This window comes from Pseudanabaena sp. Chao 1811 (assembly GCF_027942295.1).
Taxonomy (GTDB): Bacteria; Cyanobacteriota; Cyanobacteriia; order Pseudanabaenales; family Pseudanabaenaceae; genus Pseudanabaena.
The window spans coordinates 2492951-2513416 of sequence record NZ_CP101416.1 but is presented as its reverse complement, the minus strand read 5'-3'; the positions used below and the strand labels follow the sequence as shown (position 1 = coordinate 2513416).

Below are 20466 nucleotides of genomic sequence, written 5' to 3'. Positions count from 1 at the left end.
AAAATGCATGAAAAAAGCTTTTTTGATAATTGATAATTCACATAGAGTCCTAATTGATGCTGAAGATGTAAAACATTCTGACTTTAGCAAAATATTTCAATGCCCTGAATGTAACGCCACACTCCATTGGAGATCAGGATTTACAAGAAATGGGAGTTTAGTTAGTCCAGCATTTATTCATCCTAACGGCAATTTAGATGATTGTTCATTACGAGTTGATTTCTATATTAATTCAAAAAAAGAGCTGTCAATCTTAGATAATTCATCAAAAGGTCAAAAAAGGAAGAAATTAGAAACTTCCTTTATACAATGTCTGCATCACTATCAATCAAAAAATATTTCTGAAATCTATTCATTTGAACACCATCTACACTTTCTTAACCTAAGGAATAATGATGATTTAGCAGAACCTATAATGTTTTTAAATGAAGAATCTTTACACAGACAAATTGGTGTTAATTCAAGGATAAGTAAAGTACATCCAGATCCATTTTTATTAATACAAGCTGCTTCCAAAGTTCTTGAATTAAGTCAAGCTTATAGATACATAAAAAGTAAAATTATAGATTTTGAAAAACACTTGTTATCTCAGCCTAGCTATATGGATAATGTCTTTTTTAAAAATAAGAAGATAGATGAGACAAATAAAAATATTTCAGTGCAAACCCTTATTAAATCTCATTGTCAAGAACTAGAAGGAATTTTTAAATATATTCAAAGTAGTTCATATGAAATGAAAAGGGACTTTCTTGCAGAAATAATATGGGGAGATTCACAGCTACCTTTAAATATTGATTCAATTTGGAATCCTGTAGAAATATCAACTATTAGAGAATGTTTTGGTTTGAATATTTTAGAGGATAGTCAAAAAATCAAGCTAAGACGAGAGACAGGAATTAAAAATATATCTTGTTTCAGCGTTGATATGCTTAAAGAATTATGCAAAGATCCACTCCTTTCAAATAAATCCTTTTCAGATAACAGTTTTTTTCATTCATTTATCGAATTTATATTGTTAAAAATATGGGATTCAATTAAGTTTTATGATTGGTCATCATTACCTGAGTTTTATTCTTAGGAAGTAATCTTATTTTGATTTAATTACAATCGATAAATAAAAAATTATGATTAAAACTCAAATTTTAGAAGCAATCAAACAAATGCCAAATAGCGATCGCCTAGAGGTAATCGAATTTGCCTTAAAGATGCTATGGCAAGACATAGACAAACCAGAAAAACTTAGCTTAAAGGAAGCTGCTGAAATCATGCGCCCCTTCTATGCTGAAAATAGCCACCTAACTGAGTTTGTCGATAAATTTTAGCGTTGTTTTGAATATTGATGACTAAAGCTAAAATAGTATCAAAAGTAGTTGAATAACACCTATGAAACTCGATCGCATTATTGTCAATCCTAAACGGATGAATGGACAGCCCTGTATTCGCAACCTCCGCATTACAGTCCGTCGCTTAATGGAACTACTAGCAATCTATAGCGATCGTGCCGAACTATATCAAGAATTTCCAGAACTAGAAGAAGAAGACATTAGACAAGCACTAATCTTCGTCTCATCTTATCTTGATGATCGCATCATTCAATTACCAAGTACCTATGAAACTGCTGCTTGATCAAGGTTTACCGCGCTCGGCGGCAATATTACTGCGAGAGTCAAATATTGATGCTGTCCATGTTGGCGAAATCGCTATGTCTGAATCTGAAGATTTAGACATCATCACAAGAGCAGATCAAGACAATCGTATAGTTGTTACACTAGACGCAGATTTTCATACCTTAATTGCTCTAAATGAATTAACATCTCCATCAGTCATTCGGATTCGGATTGAAGGTTTAAAAGCTGAGGCACTGAAAAAGTTGTTGTTAGCAGTAATAATTGAATGTACCGAAGATTTACAAAACGGATCTGCCATCACCATTGACTCTAATCGCGTTCGCATCCGCAAACTGCCATTAATCCATAGTTGAATACTTCTCACCTAAATGATGTATTTCATCGCCTAAACCTATGACCCAGACTATTGAGCAAAAATCCACGCTGTGCGATCGCGATCGCAGTTTGTGGTTACAAGAGGCGATTTTTTACTCTAGCTCATTCAAAAAACTATGATTAAAACTCAAATTTTAGAAGCAATCAAACAAATGCCGAATAGCGATCACGATGATGCAACAATGCAAGAAATTAAGCACTGCACCAAATGAAAGTTGATTGAGGTCGTCAGTTCTTTAATAACTATTCAGTGCTTGGATATTCGCAAGTTTAGTGAAACATTTATGACTAATAATTCAGATACAGATCTCTATCATATTTTTGTCTACGGAACTCTCAAGTCTCTGTCATATTTTTGTCTACGGAACTCTCAAGCCCTATGAGTCAACTATACAGCATATTGTGCGGGTAAAGAAATCGCGCTCACCTATGGAGAATTATTTGCTCTGTCAATGGGATATCCTGCCATGATTAGCAGTAATATGAGATAGAAGTTTTTGATTTGGAGAACAATTCTCTAGGTTTAGCATAGACTGACTTTATGGCATTAGAGAAAGTCATTACATTTGGCGGAATTGCTCAACCTGATGAATATTGGGATGGGATATGTAAATGAATGTCTCAGAGTATGATGGGTTAACTGGATTGAAGAATCGCAAATCTCTGCAAAAATGCTTTGATGAATATTCTGAAGCCAACTCGCGCTTTGGATTAATCCTAATTGATGTCGATGGATTAATCTATTTCAATGATTTCTATGGTCATGTTGAAGGCGATGAAAAGCTGAAACAGATTGCTGACTTACTTTGCCAGAATGTACCAAATGGTGTTGATGTTTTTCGATCTGCTGGAGATGAGTTTACAATTCTGCTCAAGGATTTGAACATAGCAGAAGTGGTCGCATTAGTCATGCAAATTTGTAAAGCCGTTAATCAAACTTTTGCTCATATGCCTCCATTGAGAAGATTCTATGGGATGCGCGATCGCAGTCGTTTAGAAGTTCATTATCCATTAACGGTATCTTGTGGGGTTGCTTTTTATCCTGAAGATGGGACAACTTATGAGGATTTGTATAGGGCTATTGATGAAATATTATTTAGAGCAGGAAAACCTCTATTGGGCGGTGTTGTCGCTTTAGTTAGGAATTCTGAATCAGAGTAATTTTCTGTTCGGCTTTTTCTAGATATTCACGGCAATGCTGAGATCGCTGCATTCCTTCTTCGTAGAGCGCTAGCATTTCATCTAGAGCCGCTTCACCATCATCGAGAATTTCCACAATTTCTTCGAGGCGTTGTAATTGTTCCTCAAAGGAGAGATCTTCTAGATTTTTTTTAACATCATTCAGTTCGGTCATATACTTTCTCGATTACTTTCTCGATGCTAACTTGGGCGATTTCAGAACTTCTCACGATTTCCACTTTAGCAAATGTCTCCGCAAATTCTGAGAGAGATTGATCATTAGTCAGTAAAAGATCGCCTACTTTTAAGAGCGCAAAACCACGCTGTAATGGGGATAAAGGATGTAGCGATCGCAAATGGGCGGTGATACTATCGAGTTTAGTGGCGGATTGGCGGAGATGACGAGCGAGGGACTTTTGCATTGATTGCTCGGCTTCGTCTAACTGTTGAGCCCGATCATGGAGGCGATCGCTAAAGTTTTGCAGAGCATAGCTATTAGTGAGGGAATTTAACCTTTGGCGATAATTTTGCATTTCCTGCTGCACGCTACGGGTGAGGCGATTTTCCCAAAAGTCGAGCTGTTGCAAGAGCGTATCGCGATCGCATTGAGACACAATTTCCGCCGCCGCCGTCGGTGTTGCTGCTCGTACATCGGCGACGAAATCAGCGATCGTGAAATCCGTTTCATGCCCCACTGCGGAAATAATGGGAATGCGCGAATGATAAATGGCTTCAGCGACAGGCAAAGTGTTAAATGCCCACAGATCCTCGATGGAACCACCGCCACGCCCCACAATCAAGACATCGGCATTGGTATTTTGCAAAGCAGCGATCGCTCCTGCAATCTCATCGGGGGCAGTTTCACCTTGGACAGTGGCAGGACATAGATAAATCTGACAATGGGGCGATCGCCTATTTAATGTGCTGAGAATATCTTGAATTACGGCTCCCGTTGGTGAAGTGACGACACCAATTTTGAGGGGCAAGCTGGGAATATCGCGTTTGTGTTCAGGATCGAAATAGCCACGTTCCGCTAATTCTTCCTTAAGTGCGGCAAAGGCTAGATATAAATCACCTTCACCTGCGGCAGTCATGCGATCGCAATCGATTTGATAGCGACCACGCGGGGCATATACCGTTAATCGTCCCTGCACCACGACCTGCATTCCATTTTTAGGACGAAAGGACAAACTGCGGCTTGCCCACATCACACAGTCGATCTGAGCGGACTCATCCTTAAGGGTAAAATAGCGATGTCCAGAAGCAGCCGTCGTGAAGCCTGAAATTTCCCCCGTTACGCGCACAATGCCAATTTCTTCGCGCAACAAAAGCGTAATTGCCTGCGTCAAGTTAGCTACCGTCATCGCATTTTTAGAACTACCCATACAACCCACTGCTCATCCTGCGATCTCCTAATATGAAAACTCTTTCCAAATACTTTTTTAAATCTCTGACCTATTCTATGCTGCTCCTTGGAGTCTTGCCAGCCGCAGTCCAAGCCCAAGCTGACTTGCAAGGCAACTACTTTAGAAATGAAACAATGGTGCAGGCAACTAGTAGAGATTCTAAGCTATCGGCGGGATCGCTCTGGCTAGTGAGGGTTGATGGGCTGAACTGTAGGCGATCGGCAAGTATCGATAGTTCGATCATGCGGATCTATGATGCAGGGGCTTTACTAGAGGTAGAGGTATATCGAGGTGGTTCCGATGAAGTTTTAGTTAATGCCCTAGATCAAAATGGTAGACCTTGGATGCCAGTACGGGGCAAAAATGTGGAAGATGTCTGCTTTGTCCGCGCTAATAGCCGCTATATCCAGCCATTTACACCAAGATAGTTAGAACAATTTTGAAGCATTACGCGACGCGCATGGCTTTAAAATCACAATTAAATCCAGAATTTACAGTGTTATGCCGTAGTATCATAGGATGCAGTAGTTGGGGATCATCTAACACTTTTTGTTATGGATTACCACTACCTGAATTTTAAATAAGCTTTAAAAACACCTTCAAAAATAAGAGTTACAGACACTTGTGGAACTTTCTTTAAAGAGTGAATATGCAATCTTGGCGATGCTCGAGTTAGCCAGTAACTTTGCGATCGATCAACCTCTCCAAATTCGGCAAATTGCCCATCAGCAAAATATTCCCGATCGCTATTTAGAGCAATTGCTGGCTACTCTCAAGCGGCAGGGTCTGGTTAAAAGTCAGCGTGGCTCAAAAGGGGGATATATTTTGGCGCGTGAGCCTTGGGAAATTAGCTTATTGGAAATTATTCAGGGCATCGAAGGTTACGATCCGATCGCGGAAAACAATAGCAAATCAGGTCAAGAGAGTGCATCTCTGTCGGTAATTCGTGAAGCTTGGGAAGCTGCTCAAAAGGCGGCTGCTCATGTTTTAGATAGCTGTACGCTGAAGGATCTTTGCGATCGCCAACGCCAACGCCAAATCGCCACCACTATGTATTACATCTAAGCTTGATATTTGCGATCATGAAAAGAAAGTAGCTCCCTTTGGGAGCTACTTTCTTTTTGATTATTTATATCTGCTTTAACTCATTGGCAAGCTTGCCCACCATGTCCTTGGCTCCACCAAAGAGCATCATTGTTTTTTGCTGATAGAACAGATCATTCTCTACACCAGCAAAACCTGCACTCATACCGCGTTTAATCACGATCGCATTTTTAGCTTTATCCACTTCCAGAATGGGCATTCCGTAAATAGGACTAGCTTGATTAGTCCGTGCCGCAGGATTAACCACATCGTTAGCACCAATAATCAAGACGACATCAGTATTCTCAAACTGAGTATTAATATCATCCATGTCATAGAGTTGCGAATAGGGAACATTTGCTTCAGCGAGTAACACATTCATATGTCCGGGCATCCGTCCTGCCACAGGATGAATCGCAAACTTTACTTCAACGCCTTTGCGCTCGAGCATATCGGACAATTCGCGGACAGCGTGCTGCGCTTGGGCAACTGCCATGCCATAACCGGGGACAATGACGACCGATCGCGCATAGCCCAACATCATCGCGCATTCTTCGGGATCGATGGTTTTGACGCTCTTATTGGTATTGTCATCCGCATCGCCGCTAGCAGCAACGGGGGAACCAAAGCCACTAAATAGCACATTGGTGAGGGTACGGTTCATGGCTTTGCACATGATCTGGGTGAGGATTAAACCTGATGCACCAACTAGTGCGCCCGAAATAATCAACACATTGTTCATCACCACGAAGCCTGCGGCACTGGCGGCAACCCCTGAAAGGGAGTTAAGCAGTGAGATCACCACGGGCATATCACCACCACCGATGGGGATCACAAACAGCACACCGACGAGGAGGGAAACGACATTAATCCCAATAAAGCCCGCAAGATCGGCAGGATTGATAATTAAGAGAATCGAACCAAAGACAAAGGCAGCTAACAGGAGAATGTTGATCGTCTGCTGATAGGCAAAGCGAATCGGTGCGCCCTTAATGATCCCCTGTAATTTAGCGAAGGCAACCATACTGCCTGTAAAGGTAATATTGCCGATGAGGATACTGATGATAATCGACAGGTTATCGGCTAGGGCAAGGGTTTGCCCATGACTGATGACTTGCCAATATGCCCCCACAGCAACTAAAGAAGACGCTAAACCACCTAATCCATTCAGTAAACCGACCATCTGCGGCATATCGGTCATGGCAACTTTGTAGGCAATCAGCGCACCAATGATGGAACCGATCGCGATCGCCACTAAAATCAAGCCATAGCTCAAAACTTGCTTATCGAGTAATGTTGCCACGACGGCAAGTAACATGGCGATCGCTCCTAGCAAATTGCCCTGACGCGCAGTGGCTGGTGATCCCATCTGTTTGAGACCGACGATAAAGAGTGAGGCTGCAACTAGGTAAGTTAACTGAATCCCAGTTGGTATGTAGTTCGAGATATTCTCTAACATCGCAATTTATGCCTCTTTCTTCTTGAACATTTGCAACATGCGATCGGTGACTAGAAAGCCGCCGACAACGTTGATGGTGGCGCAGACCACTGAAATTAGTCCGAGAACTACGGAGAGATTAGGATTTACATCGCTACCTGCGACGATGAGAGCGCCAATGACTGAGATTCCTGAAATGGCATTGGAACCTGACATTAGCGGTGTATGCAATGTCGGAGGAACTTTGTTAATTACTTCAAATCCTGCAAAGGAAGCAAGTACAAAGACAAATAGAGCGCTAATTAATGATTCATTCATAGTTTTTTGATTCCCCTCTCCCCTAGAGAAAGGGGCTAGGGTATGGCTAGGCGGTAACTGCTAATGGTGATAGAGCATCTTTCACGCGCTGATTGAGAATTTCGCCAGCGTGGGTAATGCAAGTACTGCTGATAATGTCATCGGCAAAATCAAGATGCAGTTCGCCTTTCTTAATTAAATGATTGAGAAGATTGAGTAAATTCTTCGCATATTTCTGAGAAGCATGGATGGGCATTGTGGCGGGCAAATTAATTGGCGAGATGATGGTTACACCGTGGGAAATCACATCCTTACCTGCAACCGTTCCTTCGCAATTACCACCCTGCTCACCTGCGAGATCGACAATAATCGAACCGCGCCGCATTTGCGAAATCATGGCTTCCGTAACCATCACAGGGGCTTTGCGTCCGGGGACTTGGGCAGTGGTGATCACGATATCAGCTTCCTTGATATGTTTCGCTAAAACCACCTGAGCATGATGCTTTGCCGCCTCAGAAATCTCCTTAGCATAGCCACCTGCGGCTGTAGTATCTTCTTGCAGAATTACATCAATAAACTTTGCACCGAGGCTCTGTACTTCTTCCCGCACCGCAGGACGGATATCGTAAGCTTCGACTTGAGCGCCGAGACGACGGGCTGTAGCGATCGCCTGAAGTCCTGCCACCCCTGCACCCAATACCACGACCTTAGCAGGCGGGATCGTGCCTGCGGCGGTGGTTAGCATCGGTAAGTATTTCGGTAGGGCGGCGGCGGCGAGGAGTACAGCCTTGTAACCTGCGATCGAGGCTTGTGAAGAGAGCGCATCCATACTTTGGGCGCGACTACTGCGGGGGATCATCTCCATACTCAGAGCGGTGACTCCCTGATGGGCAAGACGGCGAATGAGTTCGGGTCTTCCTAATGGATTGAGAAAGCCGATGGTGATTTGTCCTTGTTTGAACATGCTCACTTCTTCTTCGCGAGGTGCTCCCACCTTAAGCAGAATATCTGATTCGTTGATGAGAGTGCTTTTATCGGTAATAATCTTGGCTCCTGCTTCTGTATAGGCAGAATCCGCGAAAAAGGATAATTCACCAGCATGACTCTCGACTAAGACTTCTAAACCATTTTTGGTCAAGCGACTAACAACTTCAGGAATTAGCGCGACTCTACGTTCACCAAATTCTATTTCTTTGATAACGCCTATCTTCATTCATGCACCTTAATTCACGTATGTTCAATTTCTGCACTCAACAGAACATCACATCCTTTATAGATGGATTACTATCAAATCTGTTGGAAGTGGTCATAATATAAACATTTATTTAAGGATAATCTGTGTTGGTCTAAGCGATTCTTTAGGAAATCTTTACTGTCTTAACGAAAATAACGAGAAAATACTTAACTTTTATAAACAAGCGTATCAATATATAACGGGATCAACTCCTTAAAGTTTCATATATAGCCCTAGCCACTCATAAAATCCAATAGAGAGTTGCGGCGCAACTCTCTATTGGATTTTATGAGATTGGGATTCTACAAACTCTTGCTTATGTGATGGCTGCACCGTTAGAACAAGTTCCATTGTTTAGCATGATTACCAATGGCAATAGTTTCCTATTTGTGAAGGTAGATCGCCAGCTTGGGATTTATGATTTTTCGGAAACCTATTCAATGTTGTCAAGGACTAACCGTCTGTACGATGTGTTGCAAATTTTAAAGGCGATCGCTCAGATATTTTTGCAGGATATCCAGTTATCGAAATAAAGCTTGATTTTTATTGCGACGCTTGATGATGTCGCGATCTCATTGGGTGGTGAAAGCGATCGCCAATGGGTAAAAGATTTTGGCACAAGTGATAAAAGTCAAGCGGTGTATGAGTTGGCGGCTTGGTTGGATAGTTTGGGACTAAATCTCACAGTGACGGTTAAACCGAATTAAGTAAATTTCTTGTAGAGTATTACAAACGTATTTTGTAAACAGTTATAGAATACAAACGACACTCAATATAGATTAACTAAATTATCTCAATCCCTGATTTTCATAGAAACAAAACGCAGGATAAATATGAGAAAGCCAAGACCCGAAACTGATCAAGCGTGTCGGTCATTATTGCAAAAAGCTGTACGACGTGGTAATGCAGAGCTTACTAAAGTTGTTGCTGAGCATCTAGTGAAAACTGGAGATAAAGAATGGCTTAAAAATCGTTTGTCTGTGATTGTATTTGAAGAATGTTGGGTTTTAGGTGGTAATCTAAAATTTACTAAAGACGAAAATATTACTGAAGCTCTAATAAAAACAGCAAAATCGGTCAAAATAAAAGATGCCGCAGGTCTTGGTTCACTGGGATATGCACTCTCTCAAGAAGACTTTTCGGTTTTATGTAATTTACCCTCAGATCGGGATATTAAAATCATATCAGAAGCAATTAAGAGACCTCATGACTTTTGGGAATGGGTAATTACAGAATGTCATGACGAGGAAAGATTAGCTATTGTTAACTCTGCTTACAAAGGATTTAAACGAGGTGGATGGCCTTGGGATAGAGCATTTATGCAAGCAGCAGCTTATTTAAGTGTTGTGGAAAACTTACCAGAAGTTTATCGTTCTGAGTCAACTTCACAAATAGAAGAATTTCCTTTCTGGATTGCTATTGATAAACATACATCAAAGGGTAAAGAGGCTTTAAGAGAAGCATCAAAAATTTTTAAGATCCCTTACCGTCAGATAACTTGGGCTAGTTTCTATTGTGAAAGTGCGATAACAAACCAATCTTTGACTTCTTATTGGTGGACAAGAGAAGTTGACTGGAGACTTGGCAAAGTTGGTTTGACACTTGATACCGCCTCTAAATTATGGAAATTAGTATCACCGACAATATCAGAAATGCTTCAAGCTGAATCTGAAAAACTAGCTAGTTGTTTCTTGTCTGAATCTCGCAATATTCAAGATATTGCCCAACTTGTTCTTTTTTAAGGAGTAATCAAATAGATGTTTAAGGGAAATGACATAGAACAATTAGTAAATCTCTTTAATCAAAGAGGAATTGTTCTTTACCACGCTTGCCAACTTGCTGATTTACAATCTTATTTGTCTTTGGGTGGGATACCTTCGAGAGCTTGTTTAGAAAACAGTCTTAAAAACTTTACAAAATTTGAAACTGATGGTACAGACAAAGCTAACGAAGTATGGGGAAAAGTATTTGTTAATCTGTCTGATTTTGGTAAAACATTTGCTAAATCACTCAAGGGTGATTCGGCTGTACCTAATCCATATGGACCAATTTTGTTAAAAATTAGACCTGAAGCATTACTCGAAGCTATTGATGTAGCAATTTGTTTGAGATCGGCTGGGGCGAAAGAATTTAATCGTGAAATAGATTCTTTAACTGAAGTCAAGGATGTTGAACGTTTGTTTGCTTGTCCTTTTGAATCAGGGTCTCTTAAAAATTCTTGGATAAAGTTTGGACAAGCAATGAAACAAGAATTTCCAGAATTTCCATGGGCTGGCGATCCAGAAGTTAGTTGTACTTTCCCTAATGGTAAATTGCCATTCAGTTATGTTGATTCAATATCAGTTGATCCTTACATTATCAAGGGTAAGTCTTTGACTTTGTGGATACGTAGTAAACTCAATTTACCCAACAATGTAAAAATTCGTGAGCGCGAGTGCTTAATAACACGCAAAAATTTACTCAATGACTTGGTTGTTTTTTTTGATTCAAATAAAATGAGTGAATTATCTTTGCAACAACCAATTCCAAATTTACCATCTGATTTAAGCGAACCTGTTAAAAACTGGATAATAAATGTAAGTAATAAGAATTTGAAATACCAATTTAATCGGTTCACTAAGTATTTGTACAATGGCACATTTTTGTTCTTAGATGAATTTATTTATGAAGAAGCCATAGAACTTTATGAGCTAGAGCAGTATGAAGAATGTTTGATTTTATTAAATTCAATAACAGATAAGAATTCACCAAAATTCTATCAATTTAGAGGATTTACTAATGCTTGGATTGCGAACTATCAAGATGCCATAGATGATATCAGCAAGGCTTCTGAATTGATAAATGATGATGAATATTATTCTCTCGCGGAAAAATGTAAAAACTTTCTTCGACAATATCTAAAATATGTCAAAGCAAATAAAGAAATTCAAATACCTGATTCCACAGAAGAGAGCCTATCAGTGGAGCCGTGGATAGAACATTTAGAGAATTGGTATGAAAGCGAAGAAGATCTATATGAAGATTCCCCTGAATCTTTTGGTTATATTGATCCTTACGATTTAAAGCAAATAATCATAGAAGCAAAACAGGAAATCTTTAATGATGAGCTAACTCAACTTGAGGTTTCTTTATACAGGAGAATGGTTCTAGCAGATAGAGAGACAGCGATCAATCAAGTTTTAATTGAGATGAATCGTATAGGCTGGAATACAAGACAAGGGAAAGAATATTTGCTATGTAAGTTTGGTAAGTCCTCTCGCCGTCAATTAGAAAAAGAAGAGTTGATTGAATTTTTGCTGTATTTGAAAGAGCAGCCAACAAAACAACTTAGTCCATACGATGATATTGCTTTTTAGTTCTATTTAAAGGTGCTTTTTAAATAGCGATCGCCCTTTATGGCAAAAGTGCTAATGAGGCGATCACCCAACTCTGCCAAAACCTAGCATCAATCCAAACACGCCTATTCACAGGAGGACAAACCACTCAAGAACTCATCACTAATATCAATGCTTGGCTATCTGAAATGTAAGACAGGAGAAATAAAATGAACACTAAAGAAGCGATCGCCCATGAAATTGAACAAGTACCTGAACCATTATTAGAACAAGTACTCGAATTTTTACTATCTCTCAAATCTCAATACCAACAAGAAAAACTAGAAATCACTATGATGAGCGAATCATCTCTAGCAAAAGACTGGCTTAGCCCAGAGGAAGACGAAGCATGGCAAGATTTGTAAAAGGAGATATCGTGATTGTCCCTTTCCCATTCTCTGACCTATCACAAAGCAAACGCCGCCCAGCCTTAGTAATCGCAACCTTACGCGGTGACGATCTAATCTTGTGTCAGATTACCAGCCAAAATCTTACAGATTCCTATGCAGTAGCTATCAACAACAACGACTTTGAGACAGGAAGCTTAAACAAACCCAGTAATATCAGACCCAATCGCATATTTACCGCCGATCAGTCGATTATTTTATCCATTGCAGGACATCTCAAATCTACCAAGACTAATCAAGCGATCGCTAAAGTTATCGAGATAATCAGTCAATAGGAGAAAAACTATGGCAGAAGTAAAAGTCTACTACGACAACACCCTCACCGTCTGGTTTGGCAATCCTAACGTTAGAATATATTGCCAAATAAATTTGCGCTTAGGATGGACTTAGAGCATGATTGAGAAATAATCGCTCTATTGTCCGAGGATATCCGAGGAGAAATTATGAATTCTACATACAAGGCATTTTGGCTAGAAGACGGCGATCTCGTTGTGATAGACCAAACCCAGCTTCCCTTCAGTTTAGTGACAAAGACCCTCAAAACTAGCGCCGATGCCACACTCGCCATCCAAGATATGACCGTGCGCGGAGCAGGCGTAATCGGCAATGTCGCCGCCTTTGGTGTGTACCTAGCTGCAAGAGAAAGCAAAGGTGATCTTGACAAGATTAAAGAACTTTCCGCAGTGATTCGTCGCGCCCGCCCCACTGCTGTAAACCTGATGTGGGCAGTCGATCGCTTACTCTCTGTATTAGAAAAAGCCGCCACAAAAAAACTTGATTTAGTAGAAGTTGCCCTTAAAGAAGCGATCGCTATTTCCGATGAAGATGTAGTTGGTACGCGCAATATTGGTAGATATGGCTGTGAAATAATTGAGGCGATCTCTAAAACTAAACCCCAAGGCGAACCTGTCAATATTCTGACGCACTGTAATGCGGGATGGTTGGCGATCGTTGATCGCGGTAGTGCCTTAGCACCGATTTATGAAGCTAGCGATCGGGGGATCAACGTTCATGTATGGGTCGATGAAACCCGTCCACGCAATCAGGGCGCAAACCTGACCGCATGGGAACTCGGACAATCAAAGATTCCCCATACATTGATTACCGATAATACGGGTGGACTATTGATGCAATATGGCAAGGTCGATCTCTGCATCGTTGGAACCGATCGCACTACTCGTAGTGGTGATGTTGCTAATAAAATTGGGACATATCTCAAGGCCCTCGCCGCCTTTGATAATAAGGTTCCCTTTTATGTGGCATTACCGAGTTCCACCTTTGACATGCAAATCTCCGATGGGTTAAAAGAGATTGCGATCGAAACTCGTAGTGCTGATGAAGTTCTCTATCTGCAAGGTCTACAGGATAACGGTGAAATAGGTAAAGTACGTGTTGCACCCCTAGAAACTACTGCTTTAAATTATGGATTTGATGTCACACCTGCCCGACTAGTCACAGGATTGATTACTGAGCGTGGTATTTGCGATGCTAATGAAACTGCAATCTCTGCTATGTTTCTCGATCTTATTCCTTAGATTTAGTGGTGGTACTTTGTGCCACCACTAATCGACAAAAACTTTTCTATTGTCTGACAAGTTTTACAGGTTGATCATCCGCTTGTAATGTCTTGCCATCCGACAACAATGTATAGGATTGAGTTGGGAATGGTTCATTAGGCTTTTCTCCATTCAAAGTTTCTACTTGAGAAACCACTTTTCCGTTAACAATTCTCACTTTACCCGTTGTTCTAATAGTCTGTACCTCACTTTTAATGTTGACAGTTTCCAAGGTCGCGACGAATGAGCCATCGGGATTAATCGTCCATTTTCCTGAAAATGAAACAATTCCTTCTTTCCTCGCATCTTCCATCACTTGAGGCTCTAAAACAACTTGATAATTACCTGCGATTTTAACAACTCTCCGTTGAGATTGCTTTTCCTTGAAGGGAGATATCTGTTCAGAGGCTTGGATTGATTGACAAGGGAGAAATAGACTACAAGTATTTATTGTGAAAGCCATTGAAGCGATCGCTACATAGCCAAGAGAGGTGATTTTTTTAGCTTTATTTGAAAAAAACGTATTTTTTGTCATCGGACACCTCGCATCAATTTATTTGTTTAGCCGTAGTCACTCAAATCAAATGCAAGCCAGCACTAACAAGATTGAAAGGGCTTAAAGGAGATGGAAATCTTCGATTTCGATAACATCGCCGATCGCTGCCATCGTCATTACATCATCACGAATCTTGGCAGTAACACTTACTTTCAAACCTTCCTGTAAAACCTCTTCAGGGGCAGGTTGCCAAATCTCATACTGCTCATCGGTATCCGTAACGATCGCCCAAGCGCCTGTACCAATATCGATATATTCCACAGTTCCCTTAATTTGAATGTTCATTTTTATCTAGAAGTTGTATTTTTTCAGAAGCCTTGCATCGCAAGGCTTCTGAAAGTTTAAATGGTTGCAGTCTCTGACTTAATCGATAGGTAGGCACAGCCAAAACAGAGGATAGCATTGACGCTAAGAAATGCGATCGCAGGTAGTCCATCGCCAATCCACATCATTTGTGGCGCTAACACCGCACTTGTAGCTAAACATGCAGAAGTACCAATTGCCGAACCCATCGCAAACCATTTCCATTGCGGATGCCCCAATAGAATAACTAATAAACCCAGTGGCAATAGAACACTCGCTGTAATCGGATTGAGCGCATTGGTATTAGAAAAAGCATTGCCTAACTCAGGGAGTGAACTTCCTGCAATGCGGAAGGGTAGTTGCGTAATGTCAAATAAATAGAAGCCACGCAAGAAAAATAAACCTGCACCACCAAAGAAAACCCCATTAGAAAAAGCCCAATTCCATCGGAAGGGTAGCCAACGATTGATCAGCCATGCCAGTAAATAGGAACCAATCACCATAATTAGCTTGGGAATTAAGGCGATCGCACCACCATCTACCCAAAAGCGAGGACTCAAGTAGCCATTGTCCCGCGCCCAACGTAGGAAATCAGGAATTCCCAATTGTCCCTGAGAAGCTAAATTTACTGCTGCCGCCGCATTCAAATGCCCCGCACCATAGTAGTTGAGCGTATCGTCAGACACTTTGCGCGAAGATTGCTTAAGGACTTGGAAGACTTTTTCAGGATTTTTTACTCCCGATGCTTCGATCAAGGCGACCACTCCCGAAACATGAGGGGCTGCCATACTTGTGCCTTGAAACGCCCGAAATACTGATTCCTTGGTTTTGGGATCAATGGTATTTTGCAAAATGCCACCAGACATATCGCCTTTTTCGCCATTCTTATCTCTTGTAATTGACCCACCTGGAGCCGCTACATCAATACCCGCACCGTAATTAGAATAGGGAGCTTTCTCGCCAGTGGAACTAGTGGCAGATACGGCGATTACTTTAGGATAGCGGGCAGGGTAGAAGGCAGCATTGCGGTTCGAGTTGCCCGCCGCCGCCACGATTACCACGCCTTTTTTGTAGGCATAGTCGATCGCCTCCTGCATGAGTTTACTTTCACCCCCACCACCGAGACTCATATTGATCACATTTGCGCCATTGTCTGCCGCGAAAATAATCGCCTCAGCAATATCGGAAATAGTACCGCCACCCGATGCTGACAGCACCTTAAGCGGCATGATACTGGCTTCATAGGCAATTCCTGCTACACCGAAGTTATTATTGGTTGACTGGGCGATCGTACCTGCTACATGGGTTCCATGCCCATTGTCATCACTAGCATCTTCGCGATCATTAACAAAGTCATATCCCTTGACAAAATTAGTGTTTTTTAAGTCATCAACCTTGCTTACACCTGTGTCAATTACCGCGACGGTGATCCCTTTACCTTTAGTCTTTGCCCATGCTTTCTCGACATCGATCGCCTTGAGATTCCACTGATCCTTATACATGGGATCATTAGGGGTCGTGCCACCGAAAAAGTCCATTGAATAGACATAATTCGCTTCGACAAATTCTGTCAATTCCTGTAGTTCTTTTGATTGCTTCAGCTTTTCGAGAACTTGAGTATCGCCTTTGACGATATAAAGATTATTTCCCTTAGAAAAAGCGCTATTAAACTTTGGCTCAATCCCATATTTAGAAGCGATCGCTTTTAGTTCGCGATCGACCTGAGCAGGAGACAAATTATCGCGAAAGTTTAAGACCATCGAATCAAATTTACCCTCGACAGCTAAACCTTGGTAAGTCGAAAGCGCCCAAAATAAACCTGCAAAAAACAAACAAGAGAGCAGAAATTTTTTCATAACTCTAAAACCTTATTCTCAAGTCCTCAGCCGCTATTTTTTTATCATATCGTTTGTGTCCCTACCTGCGGTGGGGACACAAATCCGTACCTTAAAAAGCGCTATAGCAAAACCCTTACTTAGAACTAGGCACTAACTACGACCTGATCCTTCTCGATTTTAGCAGCATAGGTAGGGAGGGGGGTCTTAGCAGGTCCTGCAATTACCGAGCCATTGGCGGCAAACTCAGCATCATGACAAGGGCAAACATACTGTTTTTTGTCAGATTTCCAAAGTACCGTACAGCCTTTATGGGTACAGGCGGTATTGACGGCTAATAACTTAGTCTTGTCCTTAGGATCGCGAACTACAGCAATTTTTTTGTCAGACGAGACTAGAGAGCCATCCTTGTCGAGTTGAGCAACCGTGCCGATTGATTTAAAACTAGGTGCAGCAGCTACACTTTCTGGCGCTGATTTAGCTGGAGAATCTGATGCAGGAGACGACGATGAGGTATTGGAGGGGTTAGAGTCACTACACCCCAGTAGAGATGAGGGAAGTAAACTCGCCAACCATCCTAAACCAAACCAAGAAAGTAACTTACGGCGATCCATATTTTTTTCTCTATATGCTGTTGGAATATAGTGTTTTCTGGTCTAACGAGGTACAGAGGATTGTTTCCCTGCCGAAGACAGGGAAACAATCCTGTACCTCTCTTGTTTGAAAAGCGCTATAGAAGTAAAGACAAAAATTAATGCATGAGTCAAAGCTCTACAAAATTTGTCATTAAGACTAGCCAAAATATAACTCAGTTCCTAAATATCAGCATTCATGCTGTATACAAATCATCACAATGATCGTTATACATGGTTAAGAACTCAAAGTAAAACAAAGAATCGACTTTTTGTGGCACGGTAAAGTCGCACCACAAAAAACTGATTTTTTATTCAATTGCAGAACCCTTAGTGTTTACTAAAGTTGAAATATATCCATGCACACAGTGTTTGAGCAAGCTGATTATCAAGATGTGAAAACGAATGAACCAACCACAGTAAAACTTAATACCTATTTGAAGTTTGCGATCGATCCTCATACCATCGGTTTACTGGAAAGTGAATTCACACAGGAAGTTTTGACGGTTAAGGCAGCCCATGTCATGCCTGTACCAAATAAACCATCTTGTATTTTAGGAATTTTAAGTCGTCATCGTCGGGTGTATTGGGCAATTGATCTAGCGATGCTGTTAGGACTACAGCCTCTCAATCAAACCATGCAACTTTATGAGGTAATTCTTACATCCGTACAAGAACTGGCGATCGCTTTGATAGTACCTAGCATTACAGGAATTGTGCATCTACCAAGCAATTATTTTGAACATGATCTCTCTTCTATACCAACAACGCTGAAGCCCTATCTGAAAGGATATATTCACGAGAGAGAAAGAAAAGAAATCTCCTATCTACTCCAAGCAGAAAGTATTTTAAAGTCAACCATTTTACATTCCTAATTTCTGAAGTCTATTACAATAACTAAAATGTGATGTACATATCTCTATACATATATGTTTGGGTAATTTAGAGAATCTTTAGTACATACACATCTCAACCAATTCCATGGAATCTTGTCGAAATGTTCTAATCGAATTTGTCTGTAGGGAGGCTCATGCTCAGGTGCAGAGCTTGGGGATTGGGATTAGACATAAATATAATGCTGATGAGGTTATTGCTTATACATTAAATCGATTGCCTCCTATGTTTGCTTCAACAGATGTGGGATTAATCCAAAAGAGGCAAGAATGTATCGCTATTCAAGACAAAATCACTAAGATCACTCGCCAAGCGCTGATTGCCGTTCGTCGTGATCCATTACGAGAACCTAAACCCTTAGCAGATATTGAGTTAGCCAATGCTCCTTATGCTTTGCTTGGTATCCAAGATTTATTAGGCTGGGAAAATCTAATGTGGTGTGATGTTCCTAAAGCTATAGAAGAGTCTTTAGAAAGTGCGATCGCTAAATTTAATTCGGGAAATCTAGCACCAAGGCAAAGTCGGTATGGAGCTTTGGGAAGACCACAGATACATAGCCAAAGTTATTTGCAGAGAAATGCTCAAAAACATAGCGTAGCTCCCGAATCTAAACAGAAATCATACGAAATCTATATGCTAGAATCGCGGCATTTTGTCCATTCCTTAGAAAGACTGGTGGTGAAAATGGCGCAAAACCGAGCGCAAAAATTTTCACCTACTGAACTCAGATTTATCCGTCTTGAAGATGTACTTGCCATTACCTTAAATCAATTACCGCCACTATATGCAACTTCTGAAAAAGGGTTAAATCATCTACGTTATTACGCCCAAATGAACATTGGTTCTGAAGTTGCGATCATGGTTCATGAAGCAATGCTAGAAGTCCGGAAAAACAACTATCAGTCAATTTCTCCGTTAATGTTTCATAAAATTCGTCATGAGAGGGAGCAAGCGTTAGTGAAAGTGCAGAAATTACTGCTAAATCCTGAAGTCAAGTGGCAAAATTTGCTGGAAATAGTATCGCAATCTTTGGATTTAGCTAAAAAAGGACAGGTTTGCTGGGAGAGAGCAGCTTCTAAATCAATAAGCAGGTAATGGGTTTTAAAACTAAAAATGGCATAGCCATTTTTAGTTTTAGTATTAATGCTTGGCGCTATCTCTCATTTTGGGTTTTGATCTGGCAATAGCTATAACATAGAGATGAAGTAGATATAAATATGCAAACGTTAGGGAAAGTTCATGAGCGATCGCTTAATTCGCGCTATTGCCGCCGATGCTAGAGTCAGAGTTGTTGGGGTAAATATCACCCAATCCATTAATGAAGCATACCGCCGCCATCGCTTATCCGCAGTAGCTACCGCCGCCCTAGGTCGTGCCATGAGTGCCAGTTTATTGCTTGCTTCAAATATGAAACAGCCGCAAGCAAGAGTAAACATTAGGGTCGCAGGCGATGGCGGATTAGGGTTAGTTTACGCAGATGCGGGATTTGATGGGACTGTGCGCGGTTTTGTCTCCAATCCCCATTTCGAGTTGCCTGCCCTTACCGATGGTCAACAAGACGTTGGCAAAGCGATCGGTGCAGCAGGTTTACTTAAAGTTTTACGAGATGTTGGTTATGGTGAACCCTACAGCAGCACCGTTGAGTTAATTTCGGGCAATATTGCGGATGATGTGGCTTGGTTTCTCGCTTCCTCAGAGCAAACCTATTCCAAATTAATTCTCACTGAAGTCCTTGATCATGAGGCGATCGCTAAGGCTGAGCAGCAATCAGCAATTGCCGATGCCCCAGTTAAATTTGCCGCAGGATTGTTATTGCAAATTATGCCCAAAGCTGCGTTAAGGGCGGCGAAAACCTCTAATTTTTCACAGGCGGATTTACTTGCCCAATTAGAAGCAAAAAGCGATATTGCTAATTTTAATGATTTGCTGACACAGGGTAAGGAGATCGAAGAAGTTATGACCGATCTCTTTTCAGACCTAGGGATCGAGATTTTGCCAATGAGTAAAGATGTGCGTTTTCATTGCCGATGTACGGCTGAACGTATGTTAGCAGCAATGAAAATGTTTGGAGAAGAAGACCTACGCGCGATGATTGCCGATGATAAAGGTGCTGAGGCAACCTGTCATTTCTGTAGCGAGGTATATCGCGCCACCACCGAACAGCTAAATGACTTGTTAAAAGAATTGCAGGTTGAGGCAGCAGCTCAAAAAGCTTAATCTTTTTAAGAAGTCTTGCAACGCAAGACTTCTTATACAGTACAAAGCACTG

The 20466-nt window shown here is 41.2% G+C and carries 26 protein-coding genes; 17 read left to right on the top strand and 9 right to left on the bottom strand.

Translation table 11 applies throughout. The features are described 5' to 3' along the window. The first annotated feature begins 7 nt into the window (after positions 1-7). The 5 genes from NMG48_RS11495 (at position 8) to NMG48_RS11475 (ending at position 3164) form a co-directional block, all read left to right on the top strand. Positions 8-1078 carry a hypothetical protein gene (locus tag NMG48_RS11495; RefSeq protein WP_271251697.1) on the top strand — a complete coding sequence of 357 codons (1071 nt, stop codon included), beginning with the start codon at positions 8-10 and terminating at the stop codon, positions 1076-1078. Between the two features lie 46 nt (positions 1079-1124). After that, positions 1125-1322: a hypothetical protein gene (locus NMG48_RS11490; RefSeq protein ID WP_271251696.1), complete on the top strand. Its 198-nt coding sequence runs from the start codon at positions 1125-1127 to the stop codon at positions 1320-1322. A 61-nt stretch (positions 1323-1383) separates the two neighbouring features. Next, positions 1384-1626, top strand: a complete 243-nt coding sequence (locus tag NMG48_RS11485; protein ID WP_271251695.1) for a DUF433 domain-containing protein — start codon at positions 1384-1386, stop codon at positions 1624-1626. Then, entirely contained in the window at positions 1610-1981 is a 372-nt protein-coding gene (locus NMG48_RS11480; RefSeq protein ID WP_271251694.1) for a DUF5615 family PIN-like protein, read from the top strand. Before NMG48_RS11485 ends, NMG48_RS11480 begins: the two co-directional genes overlap by 17 nt. A gap of 634 nt (positions 1982-2615) precedes the next feature. Then, positions 2616-3164, top strand: a complete 549-nt coding sequence (locus NMG48_RS11475) for a GGDEF domain-containing protein (protein ID WP_271251693.1) — start codon at positions 2616-2618, stop codon at positions 3162-3164. Here the strand turns inward: NMG48_RS11475 and xseB are convergent. Together xseB and xseA are read right to left on the bottom strand one after the other, a co-directional pair. After that, entirely contained in the window at positions 3142-3357 is a 216-nt protein-coding gene (gene xseB, locus NMG48_RS11470; protein WP_271251692.1) for an exodeoxyribonuclease VII small subunit, read from the bottom strand. The genes NMG48_RS11475 and xseB overlap by 23 nt on opposite strands. Beyond that, positions 3341-4567: an exodeoxyribonuclease VII large subunit gene (gene xseA / locus NMG48_RS11465; protein ID WP_271251691.1), complete on the bottom strand. Its 1227-nt coding sequence runs from the start codon at positions 4565-4567 to the stop codon at positions 3341-3343. The genes xseB and xseA overlap by 17 nt, the downstream gene beginning before the upstream one ends. Before the next feature lie 32 nt (positions 4568-4599). Between xseA and NMG48_RS11460 the strand changes: the two genes are divergently transcribed. Both NMG48_RS11460 and NMG48_RS11455 read left to right on the top strand, forming a co-directional pair. Further along, positions 4600-5016: a hypothetical protein gene (locus tag NMG48_RS11460; RefSeq protein ID WP_271251690.1), complete on the top strand. Its 417-nt coding sequence runs from the start codon at positions 4600-4602 to the stop codon at positions 5014-5016. A gap of 196 nt (positions 5017-5212) precedes the next feature. Beyond that, a complete protein-coding gene (locus NMG48_RS11455; protein ID WP_126389975.1) occupies positions 5213-5653 on the top strand; it encodes an RrF2 family transcriptional regulator in 441 nt (146 codons plus the stop codon). Between the two features lie 64 nt (positions 5654-5717). On the opposite strand, the gene NMG48_RS11450 is transcribed toward NMG48_RS11455, so the two are convergent. Genes NMG48_RS11450 through NMG48_RS11440 form a run of 3 tightly spaced genes read right to left on the bottom strand, consistent with a single transcriptional unit; the run spans position 5718 to position 8619 of the window. After that, complete coding sequence (locus NMG48_RS11450) at positions 5718-7118, bottom strand: NAD(P)(+) transhydrogenase (Re/Si-specific) subunit beta (RefSeq protein WP_345961258.1); 1401 nt, start codon at positions 7116-7118, stop codon at positions 5718-5720. Between the two features lie 18 nt (positions 7119-7136). Then, positions 7137-7427 carry an NAD(P) transhydrogenase subunit alpha gene (locus NMG48_RS11445; RefSeq protein WP_126385158.1) on the bottom strand — a complete coding sequence of 97 codons (291 nt, stop codon included), beginning with the start codon at positions 7425-7427 and terminating at the stop codon, positions 7137-7139. A gap of 46 nt (positions 7428-7473) precedes the next feature. Continuing rightward, on the bottom strand, positions 7474-8619 hold the full coding sequence (locus NMG48_RS11440) for a Re/Si-specific NAD(P)(+) transhydrogenase subunit alpha (RefSeq protein WP_271251688.1): 1146 nt from the start codon (positions 8617-8619) through the stop codon (positions 7474-7476). A gap of 344 nt (positions 8620-8963) precedes the next feature. Between NMG48_RS11440 and NMG48_RS11435 the strand changes: the two genes are divergently transcribed. The 7 genes from NMG48_RS11435 (at position 8964) to mtnA (ending at position 13956) form a co-directional block, all read left to right on the top strand. Then, positions 8964-9173, top strand: coding sequence for a hypothetical protein (locus NMG48_RS11435; protein WP_271251687.1), 210 nt, complete (start codon positions 8964-8966; stop codon positions 9171-9173). Positions 9174-9176: 3 nt separating this feature from the next. Continuing rightward, the gene (locus NMG48_RS11430; protein ID WP_271251686.1) at positions 9177-9347 is read left to right on the top strand and encodes a hypothetical protein; all 171 of its coding nucleotides are present in this window, start codon (positions 9177-9179) and stop codon (positions 9345-9347) included. 171 nt (positions 9348-9518) lie between these two features. Further along, the gene (locus NMG48_RS11425) at positions 9519-10382 is read left to right on the top strand and encodes a hypothetical protein (protein WP_271251685.1); all 864 of its coding nucleotides are present in this window, start codon (positions 9519-9521) and stop codon (positions 10380-10382) included. 15 nt (positions 10383-10397) lie between these two features. Beyond that, positions 10398-11996: a hypothetical protein gene (locus NMG48_RS11420; RefSeq protein ID WP_271251684.1), complete on the top strand. Its 1599-nt coding sequence runs from the start codon at positions 10398-10400 to the stop codon at positions 11994-11996. A gap of 188 nt (positions 11997-12184) precedes the next feature. Then, positions 12185-12379 carry a DUF2281 domain-containing protein gene (locus tag NMG48_RS11415; RefSeq protein ID WP_142655405.1) on the top strand — a complete coding sequence of 65 codons (195 nt, stop codon included), beginning with the start codon at positions 12185-12187 and terminating at the stop codon, positions 12377-12379. Continuing rightward, entirely contained in the window at positions 12364-12696 is a 333-nt protein-coding gene (locus NMG48_RS11410; RefSeq protein ID WP_271251683.1) for a type II toxin-antitoxin system PemK/MazF family toxin, read from the top strand. Before NMG48_RS11415 ends, NMG48_RS11410 begins: the two co-directional genes overlap by 16 nt. 168 nt (positions 12697-12864) lie before the next feature. After that, positions 12865-13956 carry an S-methyl-5-thioribose-1-phosphate isomerase gene (mtnA, locus tag NMG48_RS11405; protein ID WP_271251682.1) on the top strand — a complete coding sequence of 364 codons (1092 nt, stop codon included), beginning with the start codon at positions 12865-12867 and terminating at the stop codon, positions 13954-13956. Between the two features lie 46 nt (positions 13957-14002). On the opposite strand, the gene NMG48_RS11400 is transcribed toward mtnA, so the two are convergent. The 4 genes from NMG48_RS11400 to NMG48_RS11385 form a co-directional block, all read right to left on the bottom strand. After that, positions 14003-14512, bottom strand: coding sequence for a hypothetical protein (locus tag NMG48_RS11400; RefSeq protein ID WP_271251681.1), 510 nt, complete (start codon positions 14510-14512; stop codon positions 14003-14005). Between the two features lie 81 nt (positions 14513-14593). Then, positions 14594-14818: a hypothetical protein gene (locus NMG48_RS11395; protein WP_271251680.1), complete on the bottom strand. Its 225-nt coding sequence runs from the start codon at positions 14816-14818 to the stop codon at positions 14594-14596. Between the two features lie 56 nt (positions 14819-14874). Further along, positions 14875-16692 (bottom strand): S8 family peptidase, encoded by a 1818-nt coding sequence (locus tag NMG48_RS11390; RefSeq protein WP_271251679.1) that lies wholly within the window; start codon positions 16690-16692, stop codon positions 14875-14877. 125 nt (positions 16693-16817) lie between these two features. Then, positions 16818-17285: a ubiquinol-cytochrome c reductase iron-sulfur subunit gene (locus NMG48_RS11385; protein WP_271251678.1), complete on the bottom strand. Its 468-nt coding sequence runs from the start codon at positions 17283-17285 to the stop codon at positions 16818-16820. Positions 17286-17662: 377 nt separating this feature from the next. Between NMG48_RS11385 and NMG48_RS11380 the strand changes: the two genes are divergently transcribed. The 3 genes from NMG48_RS11380 (at position 17663) to hslO (ending at position 20414) form a co-directional block, all read left to right on the top strand. Beyond that, positions 17663-18178, top strand: a complete 516-nt coding sequence (locus tag NMG48_RS11380) for a chemotaxis protein CheW (RefSeq protein WP_271251677.1) — start codon at positions 17663-17665, stop codon at positions 18176-18178. Between the two features lie 106 nt (positions 18179-18284). Continuing rightward, a complete protein-coding gene (locus tag NMG48_RS11375; protein ID WP_271251676.1) occupies positions 18285-19292 on the top strand; it encodes a late competence development ComFB family protein in 1008 nt (335 codons plus the stop codon). A 144-nt stretch (positions 19293-19436) separates the two neighbouring features. Further along, complete coding sequence (gene hslO / locus NMG48_RS11370; RefSeq protein ID WP_271251675.1) at positions 19437-20414, top strand: Hsp33 family molecular chaperone HslO; 978 nt, start codon at positions 19437-19439, stop codon at positions 20412-20414. Positions 20415-20466: the final 52 nt, after the last annotated feature.